The following is a 21,125-nucleotide window of genomic DNA, read 5'->3' on the forward strand; positions in this document are numbered from 1 at the left end:
AATCAGTGGCCGCAGTCAGAACCTTGTTTGCGCATCCCTCTCCTAATGGAAGTTTCGGCTCTTCACCTTGAGCTGATCAACGTGAAGGTCCGGCACGAAAATATCCCGCGATTTCATTCCCTGACCTAACGGCTCGCGCGAATCCGGCCTACCGGGCGTGCCATGAGCGAACTCATCTCCTCTCCCGGTCGGCAGCCGAAATTCCAGATCGCGATCTGCAAGGCCTGCCAGGCTTCCCGAGAGATCGAACAGCTGCTGGGCAACCAGATGAACGACACCGCCTTCCCGCTGAATGCGCCCATTGATTGCCAGCATTGAGGCTCCCAGCGCAACGCGCCGCGACCGCTCGAACAGCTTGGGCCAGATGACGACGTTGGCAACGCCTGTCTCGTCTTCGACGGTCATGAAGATCACGCCCTTTGCGGAGCCGGGCCGTTGGCGCACGAGAACCAGCCCAGCCGCCATCAGCCAGCGGCCGTCGCGAGCAGACATCGCCTCCGTGCAGGTGACGATCCGGCGTTCCGCGAGTTCTCGACGCAGAAAGCTGACAGGGTGTTCGCGCAATGTCAGGCCGGTATGCCCATAATCGAGGACCACGTTATGACCTTGTGTCATCTGTCGAAGTTCGACTTGGGGTTCCTGCTGCTCTGCAATCGTTCTCGCCTCCCGCTCGGCGGCCGCCGCAAACAGCGGCAAAGGCTCGTCTCGCAATGCTTTGATCGCCCAGAGCGCATCGCGGCGCTCCAGCCCGAGCGAGGGCAGAAAGGCGTCCGCTTCTGCCAGCTCTACCAGCGATGCAGCCGGAACGCCCGAGCGCCGCCACATGTCGTCGACGCTGTCGAAGGGCTGATCGGCACGCGCAGCAACGATCCGGGCAACGTCCGCTGTGGCGAGGCCGCGCACCATCCGCATTCCAAGCCGCACTGCATGTCGGTCGGTGTCCTCGACTGGTTCCAGCGTGCAATCCCATCTTGAGCGGTTGATGCATACCGGGCGAACCTCGACGTCGTGCTCCCTGGCATCGCGCACGATTTGGGCTGGAGCATAGAAGCCCATCGGCTGCGAGTTTAGGAGCGCTGCGCAGAAAACATCAGGGAAATGGCATTTGATGTAGCTCGACGCATAGGCGATCAGGGCGAACGATGCTGCGTGGCTCTCCGGAAAGCCGTAGCTGCCGAAGCCTTCGAGCTGGCTGAAGGTCTTCTCCGCGAACTCCGGCGAGTATCCGTTTCGTACCATGCCGGAGACAAGCTTGTCCTTGAAGCGGCTCACCCCTCCGGTGAACTTGAACGTCGCCATCGATTTTCGGAGTTGGTCCGCCTCACCGCCAGTGAAACCGGCACAAACCATGGCCACCTTCATTGCCGATTCCTGAAAAAGCGGCACCCCAAGCGTTTTGTGAAGCACCGCTTCCAGTTCGGGTGTTGGGTATTCGACCTTCTCCTTACCCTCCCGGCGACGGAGATAGGGATGTACCATGTCGCCCTGGATCGGACCGGGGCGAACAATGGCGACTTGGATCACCAAATCATAGAAGGTTCGAGGCTTTAGACGCGGCAACATTGACATCTGCGCCCGGCTCTCGATCTGAAAGGTGCCGAGCGTGTCTGCCTTGCGGATCATCGCATAGGTCTTGGGCTCCTCCTGCGGGATCGTCGCGAGATCGAGAGCGATGTCCTTCTCCTGGGCGAGGAAAGCAAAGCTCTTGGCCATACAGGTCAGCATACCGAGAGCAAGGACGTCCACTTTCATGAACTTCAGCGCCTCGACATCGTCCTTGTCCCACTCGATGACCTGGCGATCCACCATAGAGGCCGGTTCGATTGGAACCAGGTCGTCGAGCCGGTCATGGGTGAGCACGAAGCCGCCCGGGTGCTGGCCGAGATGGCGTGGGGCTCCCATCAGCTGTTGCGCCAGTTGAAGCGTCAAGGCGAGCCGCCGATCATCAGGATTGAGATTGAGTTCTCGGACCTGCTTTTCGCCGACGGCTTCCGACCATGCCCAGACGCCGGAGGACAGAGCCTTGATCAGGTCCTCGGGCAGGCCCAGCGCCTTGCCGACATCCCGTATCGCGCCCTTCGTCCGATATCGCGTGACCGTCGCGCAGAGCGCAGCCTTATGGTGTCCATAGGTGTTGTAAATCCATTGTATGACCTCCTCGCGGCGCTCGTGCTCGAAATCGACATCGATGTCCGGCGGTTCATCGCGTTCCTGGCTGACGAAACGCTCGAACAGAAGATCGTTGGTTTCAGGATCGATGGAGGTGACGCCGAGCACGAAACAGACAGCCGAGTTGGCCGCTGATCCCCGTCCCTGACACAGAATGCCTTGGGACAGCGCGAACCGGACGATGGAAAAAACTGTCAAAAAATAGGGGGCGTATCGCATCGTTTCGATCAGCGCCAATTCATGCCGGATGGTCTTTTCGACATGGGTGGGCAAACCATCAGGGTAGCGCACCTTCACGCCTTCCCAGGTGTAATGCTCCAACGACTGCTGGGCTGTCATGCCGGGGATCAGGGCTTCTTCCGGATACTGGTAGGTCAGCTCTTCCATGGAGAACGTACAGCGTTCGACGATCTCCTTGGTCCTGGCCAGCGCCTCCGGATATCGCGGAAACAGACGCTCCATCTCCTCCGGCGGCTTCAGAAACCGATCCGCGTGGCGCTGCCGTTCGAAGCCGACGTCATCGATAGTGGTCTTCGTGCGAATGCAGGTGACGACGTCCTGGAGCTGGCGGCGGGACGGCTCATGGAACAGCACGTCATTGGTGACGACGGTCTTGACCTTATGCCGAACCGCCATGTTCGAAATCTCGTGCAGGCGAACCTGGTCGTTCGGTCGACGGCGCAGGCATAGTGAAACATAGGCCCGGTCTCCGAAAACTTCGGACATCTTTCGGAGTTGGATAGCGCAGGTCTCATCCGGCAGATCGGGAACAAGCATGCCGAGCAAGCCCTCGGCGTAGAGTGCAACGTCTTCAAGGTTCAGAATGCATTTCGCCTTGCCGCCGCGCGACTTGCCGAGGGTCAGCAGCCGCGTCAAACGCGAATAGCCCGAACGATCCGTCGGGTAGACCAGGATCGACATGCCGTCCTGCAGATCAAGGCGACAGCCGACAACCAGCCGCAGGCCTGTGGCACGCGATGCCTCCAGTGCCCGGACGATACCGGCCAGGCTGTTGCGGTCGACGACGCCAAGAGCTTCGATGCCCATGAGCTTTGCGGTCGCGAACAATTCCTCAGCCGAGCTTGCGCCCCTGAGGAACGAGAAATGCGTGGTGACCTGAAGTTCGGCGTAGCGCATCAGGCAAAGACCCCGTGTAGGAACCACCGATGCGATCCCGTGTCCGCGTCAACGCCGTCACCTGATCGATAAATCCAATAACGTTCGCCGGTCTCGTCCTCGACCGTGAAATAGTCGCGGACGGCCGTCCACTCGGATGTTCGCTGCCACCATTCTCCGAATATCCTCTCAGGACCATCGGCACGTTTGACGCGCCTGCGTTTGCCGCGCCAGACGAAGGACACAGGGGGATGGTCGGGCAGGAGAGCGATTACCTCAATCGGCTCCGGGCGATCCATCAGGCGCACCGGCCGGGGCCAGGTCAGCGGCCATGTCCGCCCGTCTTCATCGGCGACCGGCGAGATGCGCTGTACTGAGCGCTCCGGCACATCACTGGAGACTGGGGCTTGCCGATAAATGCGGTGCGTTCCCCGGTTGCCCAGTACATCGATCAGGGAGGTGACATCGATTTCAGTGGCCTCCACGAGACTGGAAACGATCTGTCTGTCGTTCAGCGGCTCCACCATAGTTGCCGCAAGACTGAGTTTCTCGATGCCAAAGCCGGGATCGATCTTCTCAATTCGGTCGTGCAGGAGCTTCGTCAGCCAGGCGACATCTCGCACCGGCTTTGCTGTCCCCGCTCTGAGCGCCTGTATCGTGTTGTCGACACGATGGACAATAAGGTCGGTGCGCCGGACACCTAGCCCCTTGGCCTGCAGTTCGAGGCAGAGTGCTGGCACAAGCCGCGAGATATATTTTCCAATAGTCTCCGCAGCGCCAATCGGTTCAGCGAAGGCACGATGGACTTCGATGATCTCGGGACAGCGGATGGGATCGATGGGCTCGGCGATCCTGCCAAACATCTGGTCGAGACGACGGCCGATCTCTGGGCCGAAGCGCAGGGCAATCGGCGCACGAGGTGTCGCCGCCAGCTCGCCGACGGTTTTGAAGCCGAGCGTGCGTAGGCCGACAATCGTCTCGGCACTCAACCGCAATGCCGAGAGGGGAAGTCGTACAACAGCGTCGGCCGTCTTCCCTGTTGGAATGACCTTGATTTCCGCCGTCATGGATCGCGCCAACCCGAATGCAGCTCCCCAGGTATCGGCAATGACAGCACGAGCTGCCAGCCCGCGTGCACGAAACCGGTTCACGAGACCGGACAGCATCAGCTCTTCGCCGCCTTGCAGGTGATCGGCCCCTTCCGTGTCCATGACGATGCCATCAGGAGGATCGGTTGCCACAACCGGCGAATATTGCGACAGCGCCCAAAGCGTCAGGCGTTCCAGTGCTGCAAGATCGGCGACGGGGTCGGCGTCGACCATGTGGAGACCCTGGACCAATGCCTGTGCTTTTGCGGCTGCCATGCCAATGTACAGGCCGACCTTTGCTGCGTTCTGATCGACGGCAGACAGCCAGCGTTTCGAGCCACTCCGGGCGACAATGACAAGCGGCGCTTCAGCCGGAATTGACAGATCGGCGCGTCTGATCCGATCCGTTGCCAGCGTCGGAAAAAAGACTGATACGACCCTGGGCATCGCATGCACCTATTTCAAAATCCGCACTCTCGCCTGCCTTGACCCTGATCAGTTCTGCCAGCCATCGGGCCCGGCCGATACCGGGCACTGGAAGCGGGTCAGATGGCAGGACGGATATTCGCCATCGTGTTGCCGCCGCTGTTGGATGGCCAAAGTCTCCGGCCTCGGTCTGCCGCCGCCATCGTCGGATCACCAAGCCGATGGTGCCCGAGCTTTCGGCAGCAAGCTGCAGACGGCGAGATGCGACCATTGGCAAGCGCACCAGCTCGGCAACGACGGCTGCGAGCCCACCGAACCGCAGCGCTTCCTCGAAGGCTTCGAGAACAAGTTCTTCGCGGATCGCCTCAACGTAGATGACGCGATCCGGGTGGAGGCCGACTTGGGCCAGCGCCGGAGCGAAGAGGTCGGGGCGTGCCAGGCACCAAACGACCTTGCCTTTGGTTCGGGCCGCGACACCGGCCACAAAGAGCGCGGCTGCGGCTCCATCAACCGCCCCTGATCCGCCTCCGGCGAATTCGTGCAACGCGCCGTAAGCTAGCCCGCCACCCGGAAGCTGCGCGTCGATGTCGGCAACTCCGAATGGGAGGACCGTTTTAGGGCGAGCCACGGCCCCTTCAAGGTGCTGTATGCGATCTCGAAGGTCGGAAATGATCGGGTTCGCGCCGTTCTGCGCCATTCGAAGCCTTCTTCAAAACCAGTTTTCATCCCACTCGAAAGCGAGTATGTTCCTCTTTTGTTCCTTATCGAAATGTGAGTCAATGTGCATATAAAGGTGAGTGCTCCACGAACTGCAACCTGTCCACATGCCACTGAAGCCGAACTGCGAATGGATTCAATCGCGTAACAAGGAGCCGTCCATAGGCTCGAAAAATGTCATCGATGAGAAAATATACCTATGAGGAACAGCCCGCACTCCATGTCTACGGAGACTCGCAATTACTATCGAATGCAAGGCAGCTGGACATTCAAGGCGGATATCGCACCTGTTCGACCGGATTGCCGAGCTTGAATAATGAGCAGGAAATGCTCAGCTCACCGGCCGATGACCAAGGATATTGAGTGCGATGTCGCAACCTGATGCGGTGATATGCGATCTAACCCCCATCGCCGTGCAAAAACAGCGCAAGGTCATTCATGTCGACATGGATGCCTACTACGCTTCCGTCGAGCAACGTGATAACCCCGATCTTCGCGGCAAGCCAGTCGCTGTCGGCGGGTCAGACGCGCGTGGCGTCGTTGCTGCCGCAAGTTACGAGGCCCGCAAGTTTGGCGTCCATTCCGCAATGCCATCAGTGACTGCCAAGCGCAAATGTCCCGACCTAATCTTCGTCAGGCCCCGTTTCGATGTCTACAAGGCGGTCTCGCAGCAAATTCGGGAGATATTCGCCGAATACACGCCGATGATCGAACCACTATCGCTCGACGAAGCATATCTCGATGTCACCGACAATCTGAAGGGAATGAAAATCGCGACTGAGATCGCGCAGGAGATACGCGCCAAGATCAAGGCAGCGACCGGGCTGAACGCGTCTGCCGGAATTTCATATAATAAGTTCCTGGCGAAAATGGCGAGCGATCTCAACAAGCCAAATGGACAGGCGGTGATCACTCCGAAGAACGGCCCGGCGTTCGTGGAGGGCCTTCCCGTCAAGAAATTCCATGGCGTCGGTCCAGCAACGGCGGAGAAGATGCATCGACTTGGCATCGAGACCGGAGCTGACCTCAAAGCCCGCAGCCTCGACTTCCTGATCGAACACTTCGGCAAGTCTGGGCCTTATTTCTATGGCATCGCACGCGGCCTCGACGACCGGCAGGTCAAGCCAGATCGCGTGAGGAAATCCGTTGGCGCAGAAGACACGTTTATGGTCGACATCCATTCGTTCGATCCGGCCCGGGAAGGCATCCAACCGTTGATCGAGAAGGTATGGACCTATTGCGATGCCAATGAAATTAGCGCCAAAACGATAACGCTGAAGGTGAAGTACGCCAACTTCTCTCAGGTCACGCGCAGCAAAACCGTGGCCCTGCCATTTGAATCACTCAGTGACCTGGAGAATGCGGTGAACTTGCTTCTGCAGGCGATCTTTCCTGTCAGCCGAGGCGTCAGGCTTCTCGGCGTGACGCTATCGTCGTTGGAATCCAAGGCGGCCGCAAATGAGCGACCGCAGCTGCTGCTGTTCAGATAGTACAGGAGCAAACACCGCCACGCTCACCGCACGCGGAGTAGACGTTGGTCATCGCTCAGTGCAGCGTCGCTATCCACAACCGACTTCGATCACTGCGATAATGCTTTTCGATGCTCCTACAGACCGAGACTTTAAAGGTCGTGCTGGGAGCCGCCAGAGAAAAGGAGTTCCTAAGGCTGATTGCAGGTGACTAAACAGCGCCGTCAATAGCAGGTTTAAAAGTGCCTTCTTCATGATGGATAGCTTGATTGCTGCCCAGCCTTACATCTTTTCGCGCGAATCTTTTTGAGTCCAACAGTCGCTGTTGACATTCAGTCAACGGATTGTGCAATCGTTACGGGAAATGACTAGGTGAGCTAAAGTTGTTTATCAAAATCCCAAGATCGCGACCAGGCGAGGCAGATTTTCCACGCGTCCTCTACGTGCGGCTTACGCGCCTCGATTATTTGAGCGATAGCGAATACAAGCGTGCATCAATTGAGTTTGACGGAATCGATGCGGAAAAGGTTGATGGAATAACGGATGTCGAGGAGAGATTGTTTACTGAGTCTTCTCATCTGCCATTCGCTTTGATCCGTATCATTACTACAAGAAGGCGCTTCGAAGAAGTGTTGGGCGCTCCTCCGGCCGTAGGCACATGGTTTCGACTCAGGATCGAACCACAGGGTCCCGGTCTGATGACCTGGCAGGCCCAAATGGGGCCTGACGGTTATTATGCACAAAGCAGAATGTCGACGACCGGTGGCGGACCACTGCTCGATCCCTTGGAACCGCCTCGTGGTCCCTCGCCAAGGTCTCTTGGCGCAGCAGTAGCGAAAGAGCCGTTACCGACAAGCATCGCCGAGCTTTCAAACCGCTTCACAGTGGGGACGGATTGGACCCTTATTGAACAAATCCTGCAAGCGGTGCCACCGCCCGAAAAAATTGTTATCCGTGACGTGGGTCAGGCCAGTTTCGCATCGTTTCTCAATGATGCCGAGCAATCGTATCTCCATTTCGACACCGGCTTACCGGTTTCTTGGAATGCCCATACGGCTCCGAAGTCGATTGGGATAACATTCGCGAACGAACAGGTGGTTGTGCTCTCTCACTGGGATTGGGATCATCTGCACGCCGCCTTCAGCATCAAGCAGCTTCTAGACGCTAAATGGATTGTGCCGAGCCAAAGGCTTGGACCTGGGGCTGCACGTCTTGCCATGGCAATTGCCAAAAAAGGCAATCTGTTCGTTTGGCCAGCGGGCAAAACGTTCAACGGCTCGCACATGTGGATAGCAGAATGTAAGGGGTCGCCCAAGAATGCGAACAACACCGGCCTGGCGTTACGCGCGAAACTGCAGAGTGGTAGCGAGGCATTGCTATCCGGCGACGCAGACTATTCAAATATCCCAATGAGCTTGAAAGCTCCCGCCGATTTTCTGTTGGTAACACACCACGGCGCAGCAATGGCCCAGGGGAGCACGCCTATTGGCCGAGCGAGCAAAACAGGCTTTGCTGCTGTCTCCTATGGAGCTGGTAATTCCTATCGGCATCCACATGACGCGACACAGCAGCATCACACTTTGGCCGGTTGGGGCCACTGGAGAACAACGGCACGTCGCCCTTCAAGGCCGAGAGATAACCGTTACTTCACTTGACCAAGCAGCGCGTGACATCCGGATTTAAGCTCGCACGAGGTCATTGGGATGTCGCTTCTTAGAAATTCTATCGTCCACGTTGGTTCCTGGGCCGCCCTCGTCGGCTTCAGCCTCTGGACCTACTACGACCCAGGTTTCGAGCCAGTCATCGGGCTGATAGCGGGCGTCGTCGGGATTGTGACCAATGTTGAGGATTTTCCGCTTGGTCGCGGAAGTCGTCGGAAACTGACGCCGGAAAAGAAGATCGAGTTGCGCGACAAATGGGGGCCAGTCTTTAAGGATTTTTTCCTGAGGGCCGCTCGTGATAGCTATCGCACGGATGTCATCGTGCATGACGTCGCCCGCCTCGATCATTATCCCGACGTCGAAGAAAAGGGGAGCGGCATCTCGCCATGGTTTCGCGTGGGCTTCATGGGAACCTATCAACGCGGCATCCTGCTTGGGCTTAGATGGACATACTTGAAGCAGGGCGCGGATGGCAATTGGCATGAATATCAGCTCGACCGGCCAGATGACGTCATAAAGGTGATCCTTCTCGCTGAAGTGCCTTACGAATTAATCGAGTCCTTTAATCCCGATGGCGACAATTTTTACCACAAGCCGCATCTCTACCTCCATTTCGACTACGGCGGACAGCCGTACGAGCGGCTATTTTACGGTGAGCAAAGGCGACTCTTTGAGGATTCGCCATTCTTTTACTCTCAAATTGCAGAGTTCAAGCCGCCGCCGTGGATTCAGCGGTTGAAGGAAAAGTACCGTCTTTTCTGAAGTTCACATAGCGACGGAAACTTTGCGCCAACGAAAATCCCAAACTGAACGCGGCGATTCGGAACGAGTTAGACCTATATTCTCATCTGTTTGACCCCGACCAAACGAAGCCACGGATTTGACTGCTCGTAAGGTTCAGGCATCACGGCGTCGAAGACGTCAGATTGGTTTGCAAACAACACGTAGTTCGTTCCCTTTTCACCAGTCGCGCTTCGATAACGCAGCCCATCTATACAACCGCCGTCAAATTCGAAGTCGCGGAGAAACTCCGTGAAAACCTGGGTCGGGATGTAATCGACGTTCACTCGATCATTTCGTTCCACCGGTTGGATGATCAATTTCGCGAACTGCCGGAGGAAGCGAAGGACCAATCGATCCATACGAGTAGCCGTTGAGAAAAACCCGGGCACTTTTGGCAGCGATGCCAGGTCCAATATTCGGACCGGCCGCGTCGTTTCAAATCGGCCGACCGACGCCATCGTGTTCCTGATTTCCGCTACCGCGAGCTTTTGTTGGTCCGCTCCATAGAACATTGGAATTCCCGGCGGGTTCATGCGGTTCGATTGGGTCGCATACTCCTCGGGCGGCGGCCCTAATTCGGCAGGCGTCCAAAATGGGCGTCTGGCTTCCCGTGGTCGCGCTCTAAAAAGGGCGAGGCCGGTTGGCTTTTCAACTATAAGGCCAAGGCTCTGTGCGTGGCCGCAAACATCGATAAGGAACTCTAGCGGAGAGCGTTGGTCGGGCTCAAAGCCATCAGACTTGTTTATGTCGTGGAAGAAGAAGCGACGCTGGTGCTTGACGATCTCACAGAACCGGCTCCATGAAAAACGAAGGCTTTCGTCCGGTTCGAGGACCAGCCAATCGTATTTGCACCATTGATCGTCACCAATTCCATCGACCAGTGCTTGGAACAAGCTGCCAGAACTGTCACGAGGAAGATCGAGGGCGAGTTCGTCGCCGATCATATCCCAGCTATCAATATTCCAAGCCTGATAACCGCCTTCCCTGGACTCATATGGAAGGTCATCTGCGGCTTTCGAATATGACCCCTCTATTCGTTCACGAATGAATTCCGCTAGGTCATCAAGGGGCATCGTGGCAGCGTCTTTCCGCCCACAGAAATAACAGCCGCGAGGGCCTGCGTGCATTCGGATCAAGAAACGGAGGTCATCGTCCCCGAAGCACTGATAGCAAACGTTCGACATTAAATGCCTTCTTCATCTTCAAATTCAGGGCCAGACTCAGGCGTTTCCTGCCCGGAACGTCCCTTTTTTCGCTATATAGCTAGACACGGACAACCCTTTCGGATCGAAGCTTCGGCCGCCAAAATCTTCCTGAAACCGACGTTCCAGCCTGAGCTGAGTGTTTAGCGGTTTCTTTACCAAAGCTGGTACAATGCCAAGCTATTTTGGAGCTGGCGATGGCCGATACCACTATCGAATGGACGGACGCAACGTGGAACCCGGTGGCGGGTTGCACGATCATGAGCGCTGGCTGCACTAACTGCTACGCTATGCGCATGGCCGCCCGTCTGGAAGCGATGGGCGTCGAGAAATATCGTGGTCTGACGCGCAAATCAGGCGGCCGCCCGAAGTGGACCGGAGCGCTTTTCCTCGACGAAAACGCCCTCCAAATTCCGATGACATGGTCGCGATCCAGGAACGTCTTCGTCAATTCCATGTCGGACCTTTTCCATCCGGATGTACCGGTCGACTTCGTTCGCAAGGTTTGGTCGGTTATGGCAGAGACCCGTCGGCACACCTATCAGATATTGACAAAGAGACCGGACAGGATGGGAGCCGTCCTGCAGGATGGTTTCGATGTGCTGCCAAACGTCTGGCTCGGCGCAAGCATCGAAGATGGTCGCGTAATCCATCGCCTTGACGAATTGCGGGAAGTCCCGGCCGCTCTGCGCTTCGTATCCTTTGAGCCCCTTATTGGCTCGGTTTCAGCCGGAAACCTCAAGGGTATTCAGTGGGCAATCGTGGGAGGAGAATCCGGCCCACACGCGCGACCCATGGACCCGTCCTGGATCGACGAAATCTTCGATATGTGCACCGACGCTGACACCGCGTTCTTCTTTAAACAATGGGGCGGGCACAACAAGAAGAAGACTGGGCGCTCCTATCGCGGACGAACATGGGACGAGATGCCAGCGCTAATTATGTGACGTGCAAATCTATTTGCCAGGTCGATTGCCTTCGGTGACGGGTTCGAAGCTGCGAAGAACAACGAAAATCTCTGAGGCTTCTTTTGCGGCGGTAACGGAAACGGGTCAGCCACCAGCGGAAAAATAGTCTCAAGCCTACGCTTTACGTATGACTCAAGACCAGCGACGTCTGCGTTTCGCTGTCTCTCTTCCGGCGCTTCTAGAGTGCCGAGTAGATCAATAATTGGAGGCACCGGACTGTAAAGCTCCGCCTCCCATTCGTCCGTACCGAGCATGGTCGTCAGCGCCTTGCGCTTGGTGGCGTCCACGCCGCTGATGTTACGTGCTGCTTGCCGATAAAGCCCCGACAGAGGAAACAGGAACCAGACGTCGATGGCCTTGGTTTTTGCGATTGCCTGCAATGTCTCCCAAGCGACTTCCATCCCATACGGATCGAGAAACATGATCGCGCGTCTTGACGACCAATCTACACGGTTGATGTTATTTTGGATGATTACGTTGGCGTCGCCATTGAGGACATGAACATCGCGACCGGGATGAGATGCCTTCAGCGCCTCCAACGCCGCACAGTGCGCGGGCTTTTGATCCATGAATATGAGGCGGTCAAACCTGGGCTCAATGTCCAACGCGATTTTCGCCGACCCTCGTCGACTCTCCACTCGCTCGGGAACAGGCTCATCGAGAAGGTCCCCGTCCTTCGCATCAATCCTCACTGTTCGCGAACCGGTCCCCGCAAAAGCATCAATGTACCAAAGAGAATTGAATTTCTGCCTGAGCGCCGTCGAATAAGCCTTCAGGTATTTTTCGACGAGTTCGAGCTTGATCTCGGTGTGCTGCCCGCCAAATTCGTGATCATCCGTCGATAACGTTTTCGCGTCCCTAACTAATGCCATGTGTCCCTCGACTCGTTACCGACGAGGCTACCGCAACTTCTATTCGAAGAAAATCGGCAGCAGGCACAACCAGCTGGCAACGGTTATGACGCCCCTGCTACTACGGCCCTTGGAAGTGCTTAGTCGGACGAATTTGGCTGATTTGCATTAGGCATGTATAGTGTTTATCCGCTGCCCGTCGGGTAAAACAAATAAATTGTCACTCAGTTATAGGTAATTGTCTTTCATCTCGGGATCGTGGGGCAACAATGTTCAAACAGATGGCCGTGATGGGCGTGACCGTCGCCTTGGCAATCCTTGCGCTTATAGTTTATTTTGCGGGAGGTAGACTTGCCATTGAACAAAATCAGATGTTTTTTTGGGATATGGTAATTAAGGCTCTAGGCGGTTTCGCGGCTCTTGCTGGTGCATGGTTGGCATTTTCAAAATACTTACATGAGAAAGCAATAGAGAATCAGGCTGCTATGATCGAGGCCAAAAAGCCATTCTCCGCCAAGCGACAAGAAGTGTATTACGACTTGGTGTCCACGACTTCAAGGATTGCAAATAGGGGCAAGGACGATCCAATCCGGAAGACTGCTGAAGAAAATTTTTGGTGGCTTTTCTGGGGAGGAGTACCGATGGTTGCGGACCTGGAAGTAGGTGGGGCGGTAAACCGTTTTGAGAACGTACTTTCATTTCACCCACATGACGGCGAGCAACTGCGCAATAGAAGTATGGACGTCGCCAAAGCTTGCCGCAATTCGCTTGGTTTTGTCGATATGACAGGCGTCGACATTGCGAATAGTTCCAACCGTCAAGATAGTGCTCCACGGTCGGAACCATAGCAAAGGATTAGCGCCAACCGGACTTGGCGGATTGATTTCAAATGGATCGGTTCTTAGACGAAGCTTCGGCGCTAACGCCTCTTATTGAGGGCAGAGCACAGTTTCTTAGCCCTTACTGGTCCCACCAAACGACGCGATGAAGCCATCGAAGCCTTGTCTCGCAGCTCTCGCTCGATCAGAACGCGTTCACCGCCGTCGCCGGAGGAGCCTTTTTTTCGACGGTTTGTGTCCGAGCGATATCAGCTTCCAGCCACTGTCGATCCACCAGTGTTTCGAGTGCCAACTCGATATGTTGGGGGCTGAAACGGCGCTTGCGAGCATTCCAAGCGTAAACCAGTTCCTCGGTTCTCGCCGAAGTTTTCGCACCTTCTTTTTTGGCGACCCAATAGACTGTCGCCAGAAGTTCGAGGCCAAATGGACTTTCAAAGCCACTGACCAGTTTTGCAACTCGGTCGAAGCGCTCCAGAGTATCAGGGCGGTCCTTCAGGAATTTTTCGGCATCCTCATTCGCACCAGGCACAATCGAAAGCTGCTTCGTCGGGTCATCACCTCCATCGGCATAACCGGAAATCAAATGCCCTTCCACGGCGCGTAGGGCGTGTCGAAGGGTTTCAGCATAAGGACCGTACTGGCCTTTCACGTAGTTCAATTTCAGAGGCTCGCCCGCCTCTTGTAAAAAGAACATCAGTTTGTGCGCTTCCAGAAGTGTCACGAAGGGGTCCATCAAACCGTTCAGGTATCTTTGGAGCAGAGCGACGAGCGCCGCTCTGCCAGGCGTCATGTTCGGAACAAGCTTGTTTCGTGCAATTGCCGCGACATCTGGTGCGCCGTGTGGTTCATAAATCGCGACGTCAAGTTGTTGAAGCGGCGCGAGGGCATCCACGATGAGAGGTCGCACATCGCTCCAATCGAGTCCGCCGAGACCCGATCCCAAGGGCGGCACGGCAATCGATTTTATTTGGAAGCGACTGATAACTGCTACTAGATCAACCAGCCCACTCTCGATATCCTCGATACGGCTTTTCCCCTTCCAGTGCCTCTTTGTTGGAAAATTGATGATGTAGCGCGGATTGAGTTCGCCGGTTTCAAAGACAAACATACGACCCGGATTTACCTCGTTTCGCTTACAAGCTGCTTCATAAGCTCTGAAATTTTCGGGGAACACGTTTTTGAACTGAAGCGCAATCCCGCGACCCATGATGCCGACGCAGTTGACTGTGTTGATAATCGCGTCAGCGTTGGCCTGAAGGATATCGCCTTGAACGAAATTGATCATCGAATCCTCCATCTTAATAGTACCAGCCGGGCATGATTGCCACTTGAGGCTTGTGCGCGGCTGGGATCAGCGCGTTGTGGACCTGATTGTGGATCGGAAGCGTGCGTACACCAATACGCTCGACCAAGTGCCAAGGGAAAGACTTGTACATCAGAAACTCTGCTTGCTTGTCTTCTTTGACGTCAGCTGGCGACCATTGATTGGCAGCTATGTGCGGCCAGTTCAACTGCTGAAGCTGGTTCACATCGTTCCAAAAGGATGTGTAGGCCGCTCCAGCGTTGCTTCCGCTGAAGGCCCAGCTTTGACCCACGCCATTAGCCCAGGCAATGACGCTGTGCAGGTCGGCTTCGAGATGAACAATCGGTCCTTGTCCACCCTTATATGCTAACTCCGGGCTGTTTGCACAATGGATGACGTACAACATCACCGATCTCGGGCAGAAATAGAAGGGAACGAAGTCGGCCACCATCGCGCCGCTGTAACATTTGACCGGAAGCTCAAATCGCCTCTGTTTGATCGTCCCCATGCCAATCGTCGTACCGGCAGGATTCCTATTGACGATGGTGGAGTCACAGTGAAGCCGTTGATCAGCGATGATGGCGGGTAGCTTATCGACATGCACAATGTGATAGATTTTTGGGCTCTGGGGCGGCGGCGTCATGGCGATGTGGTCCTTGGAACAGCCGCAGCCAGGCCCAACATAGGTCCGGGCCTATCGTCTAGCTCAAACATATATCGCCTACCCCTCCAACTGCTAACTACTGACTGATGGCAGTGCCGCGCCATTTTTAGACCTTTGCCCGCCTCATCAGTTCTTCGAGCGCCTCGCCATAGCTCATACCGGTTTCGTTGCAGAAAATCTTGAAGCGATTGATAACGTCCAAGGGCGCTCGCACAAAAGCCTGATCGAAAGGCTGGGACGGTTTGCGGACACGAGCAACGCGCTCGACAACCTCACGGCTCTTGAAGCCCGCCCGAACGGCAGCGCTGTCACCCAACTCCGCCGGGTCTTGGGCGGGATCGACGCTCTCGCGCGGCGAGAACTTCGACACATCAAGTTTCTGGTCTTTATCGCCGAAACCCAAATCCCTTACCATCACGCGGCCTTTTCGCTTGCTAGCTTTTGAAGCGTTTCCAATACCTCGCCAGTGAAATGCATCGCATTCTCCATAGCCGCCGGTACGCCATTAACTTGGCGCTGATCCAACTCCCAGAGAGACACTCTCTCCATGAACATCGCGTTGAAAGCCTCTCGTCTATGAAGTTGGCTCCTTAGGATAGGGAGATTGCTTCGTTGCATCTGCTGGCCGATCTCGCGCTCGATCTTCCTGGTGAAGGGAGGTGGGTTCGTTCGGTTGAAAGTCAAAGCGAAGTTGATCGGCTTGCCAATGTCAGCCTCGCTTTCACGAACAAGCGCAACCGCGCGGGCTGCCTGCTGCGCATCAAGCGCACTCCCCGCCAGAGGAATCAAGGTCAGGTCGCTTCTAATGATTGTCCTGCTCGTCAGGCGGCTTGCCGTTCCCTCAAGATCGATAAAGACGAATTGGGCCGCCGAGGCTGTCTCGTTGATCAAGTCTCGAATATTCGCTTCTGTTGCATCGCTGCGAACCTGGATTTTCAGCTGACTGTCGCCGGATCGCCAATCAGTGATCGGCCTATTGGGGTCTGCGTCGATGATAATAACCGACGCACCCTGCCTCGCGAGACATGTTGCGGCTGCCAATAATGTGGTCGACTTCCCAGCGCCACCTTTCGGGTTGGCAGCACAAATCACTGGCATACGGCGCTCTCCGTGTTGACTTAACTGCATTTATCACAATTGCGAGAACTCAAGCAAGCGTGCAATCAAGCTTTCTTGCATGCAATATTTCTTGCTATCAATCTTGCTATCATATGTGATAGCGCGAATGCTTGATCGTCGCTTTTCGCCATTTTCGCTTGGCACATTTCTCTATTTGTCGCACGCTAGGACGTGAGAGAAATCCCCTCCTCCTCGACCACCAGCGATGATCCGGATCGCCACACGGCAACGTCACATCCGTGTTCCGGCCGCAAAAAAGCAGTCGATCCGAGAGGATTTAGATCGATTAGGGATCAACGAGTCCACACTTTTTCCAGAGCTTAACAAAGCGGCCGACCAGATCGTACGGCGTTACATCCGGCAATATGACCATGATAGTGTCCTCGATATTTGAGAAGCACTCATGTTGCTTGCCTTGAATAAGAAAGAATGGGACCCCGTAAAGGACTCGAACCAATAACCTCTGCGGTGTAAACGCAGCGCTCTACCACTGAGCTAACAGGGCTACATTTTAATAGAACCTTTTCGAAATACTGTCAACGGAACTTGGACTTACTGGCCACTGGCTCGTCGGGCCCAACTTTGTTTTTGAAAAGTTTTTTTACCGCTTTGAGATAAGCTTCGCTCTTTTCCCCTTGAGCGAGATGGTAAAGTTCCTTCCCCACGCTTGAAAGCGGATTGCAACGTATCGCGACTTTGTCAGTGATCTGGAATTGCTTATCAAAATATGTGAACCAGGCTCCCGCGTCTGCCTCAAAGGCCCTGGTACCAAGCGTGACGAGGCCAAAATCTGCTAGCTCCACTAAATCCGGAAAGTCGAGCCCGGTCAGCTTTAAGTAGTCAGGCATGCCGCCATCTAAGCGAATGGAAAGGTAGTGGGTATCTTCTTTGCCAGCTCGATCTTCCGACACCAACACCACGGACCCGCAAAGCTTTGCAAACAGATTTGCTTGCCTCTTGGTCAAGTCTTGGAGGACGCGCAATGTCTTCAACGATATCGAGCCGGAATCAGTGAACTCCCTTGCAAGGACCTGACCCCAAAGCGTCTGAAGGTCCTCGTCTGAAATTTTTTCCGCGAATGTGGAGTAGGTGTCCAGCCAAGTTTGATCAGGCATCGTCTCAATTGACGTAGCATCGCGGAGAAACGGAAGGGACTTTTCCGCAATTTTTCGGATATTTCTTTCGAAGCGGAGTTCACGTTCGGGGCTCCGTGCTGCGGCGAAGAATAGCTTTGCATTTTCAGATTGAACCTCCTTCGCCAGAGTGCCGGAAAGGATTTTGCTCGTAACTTCTGAATAGAATTCCTCGTCCGACTGCTTTTCAGGGCCGAGCTGCGCGATCATTCCATTGACCAGAGCGTCAACAAGTGCCCCGACAACCTCTTCATAAACGTCAAGCTGTCTGTTGTTGTCACTGACGACAGCGAGAGACCCGCTGGGACTTTCGTTGGCGATGAGCGTCTCGACGTCGGCTTTCAAAACCTCCGCGATAGCGCTCAGCCTCTCGTAGGTCGTTTTCATACCTACCCGCATATGCCGAAACGATCTGGGCGATACCGTTGGCCCCTTTCGTCCTACAGTAAGTCGCGCGATATCGTCGTATGGAATAGACACTTTCAGTAAACGCCTGTAGCTCTCAATTGCAGCGTCGAGCGCCTCCACGTCTGCTCTGACCCCCGCCATCGATATCTCCCCATCTCGAATTTTCCGAACGAGCGCAGATTACGCTCGTCGTAAAGCCCTGCAATGATGAATCGGCAACGCGTCGGCAACCCGTCGGCAACCGCTGCGGGGTCTTTATCGTGCCGACGGTTCCAAGGCACGTTCCCGGTCAGAGATCGGGCCCGGTCTCCTTTCACCAATCGAAAGGAAGACCAATGATCAGGACTTTCATCGCCGCTCTTGCGGTCGCCACCTGCCTCACCGGATGCACTGGTGTGGCTATTACGAACGGCACATTGGGCGTGAAATTTGCGCCCGACGATAGCGGCCACTTGCAGCCGTCGATCTCTCTTGATCTCAAGATAGAGGATCGTGAACCTGTCGATCATAAGCCATCGGTGTCTGGCAACAGCCAGCGGGACACCGAATCGGTGCGGTCCTCGGCTCGGTCACACATTCGGGCATCGACGACTTCGGCCTTCCTGTCTCCGTCACAACGCGAGATGCTCGACCTGACCATGCAGGTCGCTGAACGCCGAGACATCGACAAGGCAGACTTTGCGGCACTCGTCTGGATCGAGAGCAGATTCAACGCAAACGCAAAGAATCCCAATAGCAGCGCATCTGGACTGTGCCAGTTCACGGCGGCTACCGCCGCACAATACAAGCTGACCGCGCCGTTCGATGCTCGAAAGAACCTCGAAGCCTGCGCAGTCCTATGGAACGACAACTCGGCATTCTTTGAAACCAAAGTTGGCCACAAGCCGTCCGCTAGCGACCTTTACCTGATGCACCAACAAGGTGCCGGTACCGCAATCAATCTCGCACTTGGCGGAAATCGGCTTGCTAAAAGCGTCGCATCGCGAGACTCCATCGCCCTGAACCTTCCCGGCGGCAATCCTGACACCGTAAGCGCCGACGAATTTCTCCTCGTGTGGAAGGCGCAGTTCGAGAAGTCCCGGCGGTTGTTTACTTCCCGTTGACCGAAAGGGCCCCTACCGGGGCCCTTTTTCATTCCCGATTGAGAATGGACGGTAGCATTGTGAACCCTTATCAGAATGCCCAGCGGTCTCGAAGGAGCAGCTGTGGATTCTAGTCACCTTGTTTCGCGACGGGCGGGATTGCGAACATGCCAACCTTATTGGCGTTCTCCAGGCCCTCTTTATCCTGCCAACGGAATTTCACTTCTACCGTCTGCCCTGTGGTCATTGCCACGAAGGCAATATTCTTCCAGGCGTTATTGGCATCGAGGCCCTGGAGAGAGATGCCAGCCTCCTTGATCCACTTGTAGCCGTTGGCAGTTTTCTCGCCTGTTACGGTGTTCGCCTGCACGATAGCTCGAATGTCGGCTGGCGTTTTTTTGCGTACCGCCAGCTCCTTGATCATCGCAACCAATATGTTGTTCCAGAACGCCTCAGCCGACCTGAGCGGCATTCCATTCAACGTGGCCGAAAGGACTGTGGTGTGGAACAAGCTTGGTGGATTTTGTGGATCGTATAGTCGGTAGCCACCAGGAGACGCCTTCGGCGAATCCACGTAACCCTCCAACAGCCTCAGGATGACGGTTTCCGGAGTGTCGACCAACGGTTTGGCAATCGCCTGAAGTCTGGAAAAGGTCTCATCAGTCAACTCAATCTTCACGTCGCGCCTCCATCAGCCTCAACTGACAAATAAGGCGTCCGATATCATATGTCAACATTATGGATCGGTATGGGAATGTAAGATAACGTATCATCTTTTCTTACATTATCTCAGGGGGTCGGTTTAACGTGGTTTCTCCTGCTGTGGGACAGAGCTTTGATCTGTGGACACCCCCGCCAAGCCGTCTCGCCGGAGGAACGACAACGAATTTTGGGGCTCGCGACTTCTCCGGCACCAAAAAAGGCGGCGGGATAGCCTATTCGAAGCGTTTTTGTGCGGGGTCGTCACGCAGTAGGCCAATGAGCGCGGCCTTTGCGTCTAGCATTGGAGACTTTTAAATCAATTCCTGCTGAAATGGCAGGCATGGCAAAAGTCCCGCGTTCGCCACCCCGATCCAAACCCTTGCTTGGCCATGATAACGGTCAGCTACAAAGCAGTCCGATCCGCAAGCGAAACCGTGCGCAACCGCAACTGTTATTCGATCCCATGCCGGATCGTGTCGAACCAGCATTGGCAGCGTTGAAGGCAAAGGCACCGGCGGGCAACTTCGGGTGGGAGATAAAGTGGGACGGATACCGTCTTGCCGTCCATATCGAACCCAAGGGGGTCCGCTTGCTGACACGCGGCGGGTATAACTGGGTGGATCGGTTCCCTGCGATTGCGGAAGCTGCCCGCGAGCTTGGACCGGCCACGATGATCCTGGACGGTGAAGCGGTCATGCTCGATGAGCAAGGTCGCAGTGGCTTCAACCTCCTGCAGGCATCTCTCGGCGCGGATGGCCGGAAGAGTGGCAACCTGACGTCGCCAGCAATCTTATACGCATTCGACATCTTATACCTAGATGGGCACGACCTGCGGGGGCTCGATTACCAGGAACGGCGGCATCTGCTCGAAGATGCCCTTGCTGGTCACGAGGGAGCGATCCGTCTGTCTGAGGAGGTAGATGCCGACCCCTCCGCGCTATTGGAACATGCATGTCGCCTTGGCGTCGAAGGCATTGTCGGCAAAAATCGGGACAGCAAATATCGATCCGGTAGAACCGGCGACTGGGTAAAACTGAAATGTGTTTCAAGCGAAGGTTTTATGATCGTCGGATACGAACCAAGCAATGGGGCCCATGGCGGCTTTGCGTCACTCCTGTTGGCCGCCTACAAGGGTAACGATCTTATATACGTCGGATCCGTCGGCACGGGTTTTAAAGAATCCCAAACGTTGCAGCTTCGGAAAATGATGGACAAGCTACTTTGGAAGCGAAGGCAACCACCAGTGCCATATTCCGGAAAGCATCAGGTCATATGGCTCCAGCCCACCCTCATTGCTGAAGTCGAATTCAGGGCATGGACAACCGACGGCAAGCTCCGACACCCCGCGTACAAAGGTTTGCGTGAGGTGCAGGATAATGCCGATGTTTATCGGATCAAGGATGGAGATGACGAGGGAGCATGAAG

18 protein-coding genes and 1 tRNA gene are annotated in these 21,125 nt (G+C 55.5%); 7 read left to right on the forward strand and 12 right to left on the reverse strand.

Annotation, left to right across the window (positions count from 1 at the left end; all coding sequences use genetic code 11):
- Positions 1-42 precede the first annotated feature (42 nt).
- From N1937_RS20265 to N1937_RS20275, 3 genes are read right to left on the reverse strand one after another with little or no spacing between them, the layout of a single operon-like run.
- The gene (locus N1937_RS20265; protein WP_260058987.1) at positions 43-3,306 is read right to left on the reverse strand and encodes an error-prone DNA polymerase; all 3,264 of its coding nucleotides are present in this window, start codon (positions 3,304-3,306) and stop codon (positions 43-45) included.
- Positions 3,306-4,820 (reverse strand): DNA polymerase Y family protein, encoded by a 1,515-nt coding sequence (locus N1937_RS20270; protein WP_260056846.1) that lies wholly within the window; start codon positions 4,818-4,820, stop codon positions 3,306-3,308. Before N1937_RS20270 ends, N1937_RS20265 begins: the two co-directional genes overlap by 1 nt.
- Positions 4,741-5,496 carry an ImuA family protein gene (locus tag N1937_RS20275; RefSeq protein ID WP_260056847.1) on the reverse strand — a complete coding sequence of 252 codons (756 nt, stop codon included), beginning with the start codon at positions 5,494-5,496 and terminating at the stop codon, positions 4,741-4,743. The genes N1937_RS20270 and N1937_RS20275 overlap by 80 nt, the downstream gene beginning before the upstream one ends.
- Before the next feature lie 388 nt (positions 5,497-5,884).
- Here N1937_RS20275 and dinB point away from each other — a divergent pair, with 388 nt between their 5' ends.
- From dinB to N1937_RS20290, 3 genes are all read left to right on the forward strand, one after another.
- Positions 5,885-7,006: a DNA polymerase IV gene (gene dinB, locus N1937_RS20280; protein WP_260056848.1), complete on the forward strand. Its 1,122-nt coding sequence runs from the start codon at positions 5,885-5,887 to the stop codon at positions 7,004-7,006.
- A 362-nt stretch (positions 7,007-7,368) separates the two neighbouring features.
- Positions 7,369-8,640 (forward strand): MBL fold metallo-hydrolase, encoded by a 1,272-nt coding sequence (locus tag N1937_RS20285; protein ID WP_260056849.1) that lies wholly within the window; start codon positions 7,369-7,371, stop codon positions 8,638-8,640.
- Between the two features lie 48 nt (positions 8,641-8,688).
- Positions 8,689-9,408 carry a hypothetical protein gene (locus N1937_RS20290; protein ID WP_260056850.1) on the forward strand — a complete coding sequence of 240 codons (720 nt, stop codon included), beginning with the start codon at positions 8,689-8,691 and terminating at the stop codon, positions 9,406-9,408.
- A gap of 74 nt (positions 9,409-9,482) precedes the next feature.
- Here the strand turns inward: N1937_RS20290 and N1937_RS20295 are convergent, their stop codons facing one another.
- Positions 9,483-10,502, reverse strand: coding sequence for a HEPN-associated N-terminal domain-containing protein (locus N1937_RS20295; RefSeq protein ID WP_260056851.1), 1,020 nt, complete (start codon positions 10,500-10,502; stop codon positions 9,483-9,485).
- Positions 10,503-10,828: 326 nt separating this feature from the next.
- On the opposite strand from N1937_RS20295, the gene N1937_RS20300 reads away from it, so the two are divergent.
- Positions 10,829-11,578, forward strand: a complete 750-nt coding sequence (locus N1937_RS20300; RefSeq protein ID WP_260056852.1) for a DUF5131 family protein — start codon at positions 10,829-10,831, stop codon at positions 11,576-11,578.
- Here N1937_RS20300 and N1937_RS20305 read toward each other — a convergent pair.
- Positions 11,533-12,471 (reverse strand): three-Cys-motif partner protein TcmP, encoded by a 939-nt coding sequence (locus tag N1937_RS20305; RefSeq protein ID WP_130801926.1) that lies wholly within the window; start codon positions 12,469-12,471, stop codon positions 11,533-11,535. The genes N1937_RS20300 and N1937_RS20305 overlap by 46 nt on opposite strands.
- A gap of 248 nt (positions 12,472-12,719) precedes the next feature.
- Here N1937_RS20305 and N1937_RS20310 point away from each other — a divergent pair, with 248 nt between their 5' ends.
- The gene (locus tag N1937_RS20310) at positions 12,720-13,298 is read left to right on the forward strand and encodes a hypothetical protein (RefSeq protein WP_260056853.1); all 579 of its coding nucleotides are present in this window, start codon (positions 12,720-12,722) and stop codon (positions 13,296-13,298) included.
- Positions 13,299-13,473: 175 nt separating this feature from the next.
- Here the strand turns inward: N1937_RS20310 and darG are convergent, their stop codons facing one another.
- The 6 genes from darG to N1937_RS20340 all read right to left on the reverse strand — a co-directional run bounded on the left by darG (position 13,474) and on the right by N1937_RS20340 (position 18,057).
- The gene (gene darG, locus N1937_RS20315; protein WP_260056854.1) at positions 13,474-14,574 is read right to left on the reverse strand and encodes a type II toxin-antitoxin system antitoxin DNA ADP-ribosyl glycohydrolase DarG; all 1,101 of its coding nucleotides are present in this window, start codon (positions 14,572-14,574) and stop codon (positions 13,474-13,476) included.
- A gap of 13 nt (positions 14,575-14,587) precedes the next feature.
- Positions 14,588-15,235, reverse strand: coding sequence for a type II toxin-antitoxin system toxin DNA ADP-ribosyl transferase DarT (gene darT / locus N1937_RS20320; protein ID WP_260056855.1), 648 nt, complete (start codon positions 15,233-15,235; stop codon positions 14,588-14,590).
- A gap of 127 nt (positions 15,236-15,362) precedes the next feature.
- The gene (locus tag N1937_RS20325) at positions 15,363-15,671 is read right to left on the reverse strand and encodes a hypothetical protein (protein WP_260058990.1); all 309 of its coding nucleotides are present in this window, start codon (positions 15,669-15,671) and stop codon (positions 15,363-15,365) included.
- Positions 15,671-16,354 carry a ParA family protein gene (locus N1937_RS20330; protein ID WP_260056856.1) on the reverse strand — a complete coding sequence of 228 codons (684 nt, stop codon included), beginning with the start codon at positions 16,352-16,354 and terminating at the stop codon, positions 15,671-15,673. The genes N1937_RS20325 and N1937_RS20330 overlap by 1 nt, the downstream gene beginning before the upstream one ends.
- A 451-nt stretch (positions 16,355-16,805) precedes the next feature.
- Positions 16,806-16,880 (reverse strand) — tRNA-Val (locus N1937_RS20335).
- Positions 16,881-16,911: 31 nt separating this feature from the next.
- Complete coding sequence (locus N1937_RS20340; RefSeq protein ID WP_260056857.1) at positions 16,912-18,057, reverse strand: DUF2806 domain-containing protein; 1,146 nt, start codon at positions 18,055-18,057, stop codon at positions 16,912-16,914.
- Between the two features lie 194 nt (positions 18,058-18,251).
- Here N1937_RS20340 and N1937_RS20345 point away from each other — a divergent pair, with 194 nt between their 5' ends.
- Positions 18,252-19,019: a transglycosylase SLT domain-containing protein gene (locus tag N1937_RS20345; RefSeq protein WP_260056858.1), complete on the forward strand. Its 768-nt coding sequence runs from the start codon at positions 18,252-18,254 to the stop codon at positions 19,017-19,019.
- Between the two features lie 109 nt (positions 19,020-19,128).
- On the opposite strand, the gene N1937_RS20350 is transcribed toward N1937_RS20345, so the two are convergent.
- Complete coding sequence (locus N1937_RS20350; RefSeq protein ID WP_260056859.1) at positions 19,129-19,677, reverse strand: T4SS efffector SepA family protein; 549 nt, start codon at positions 19,675-19,677, stop codon at positions 19,129-19,131.
- Between the two features lie 363 nt (positions 19,678-20,040).
- Here N1937_RS20350 and ligD point away from each other — a divergent pair, with 363 nt between their 5' ends.
- The gene (gene ligD / locus N1937_RS20355; protein WP_260056860.1) at positions 20,041-21,123 is read left to right on the forward strand and encodes a non-homologous end-joining DNA ligase; all 1,083 of its coding nucleotides are present in this window, start codon (positions 20,041-20,043) and stop codon (positions 21,121-21,123) included.
- Positions 21,124-21,125: the final 2 nt, after the last annotated feature.

Origin of the sequence: Rhizobium sp. WSM4643 (assembly GCF_025152745.1) — a bacterium.
Classification (GTDB): Bacteria; Pseudomonadota; Alphaproteobacteria; order Rhizobiales; family Rhizobiaceae; genus Rhizobium; species Rhizobium leguminosarum_I.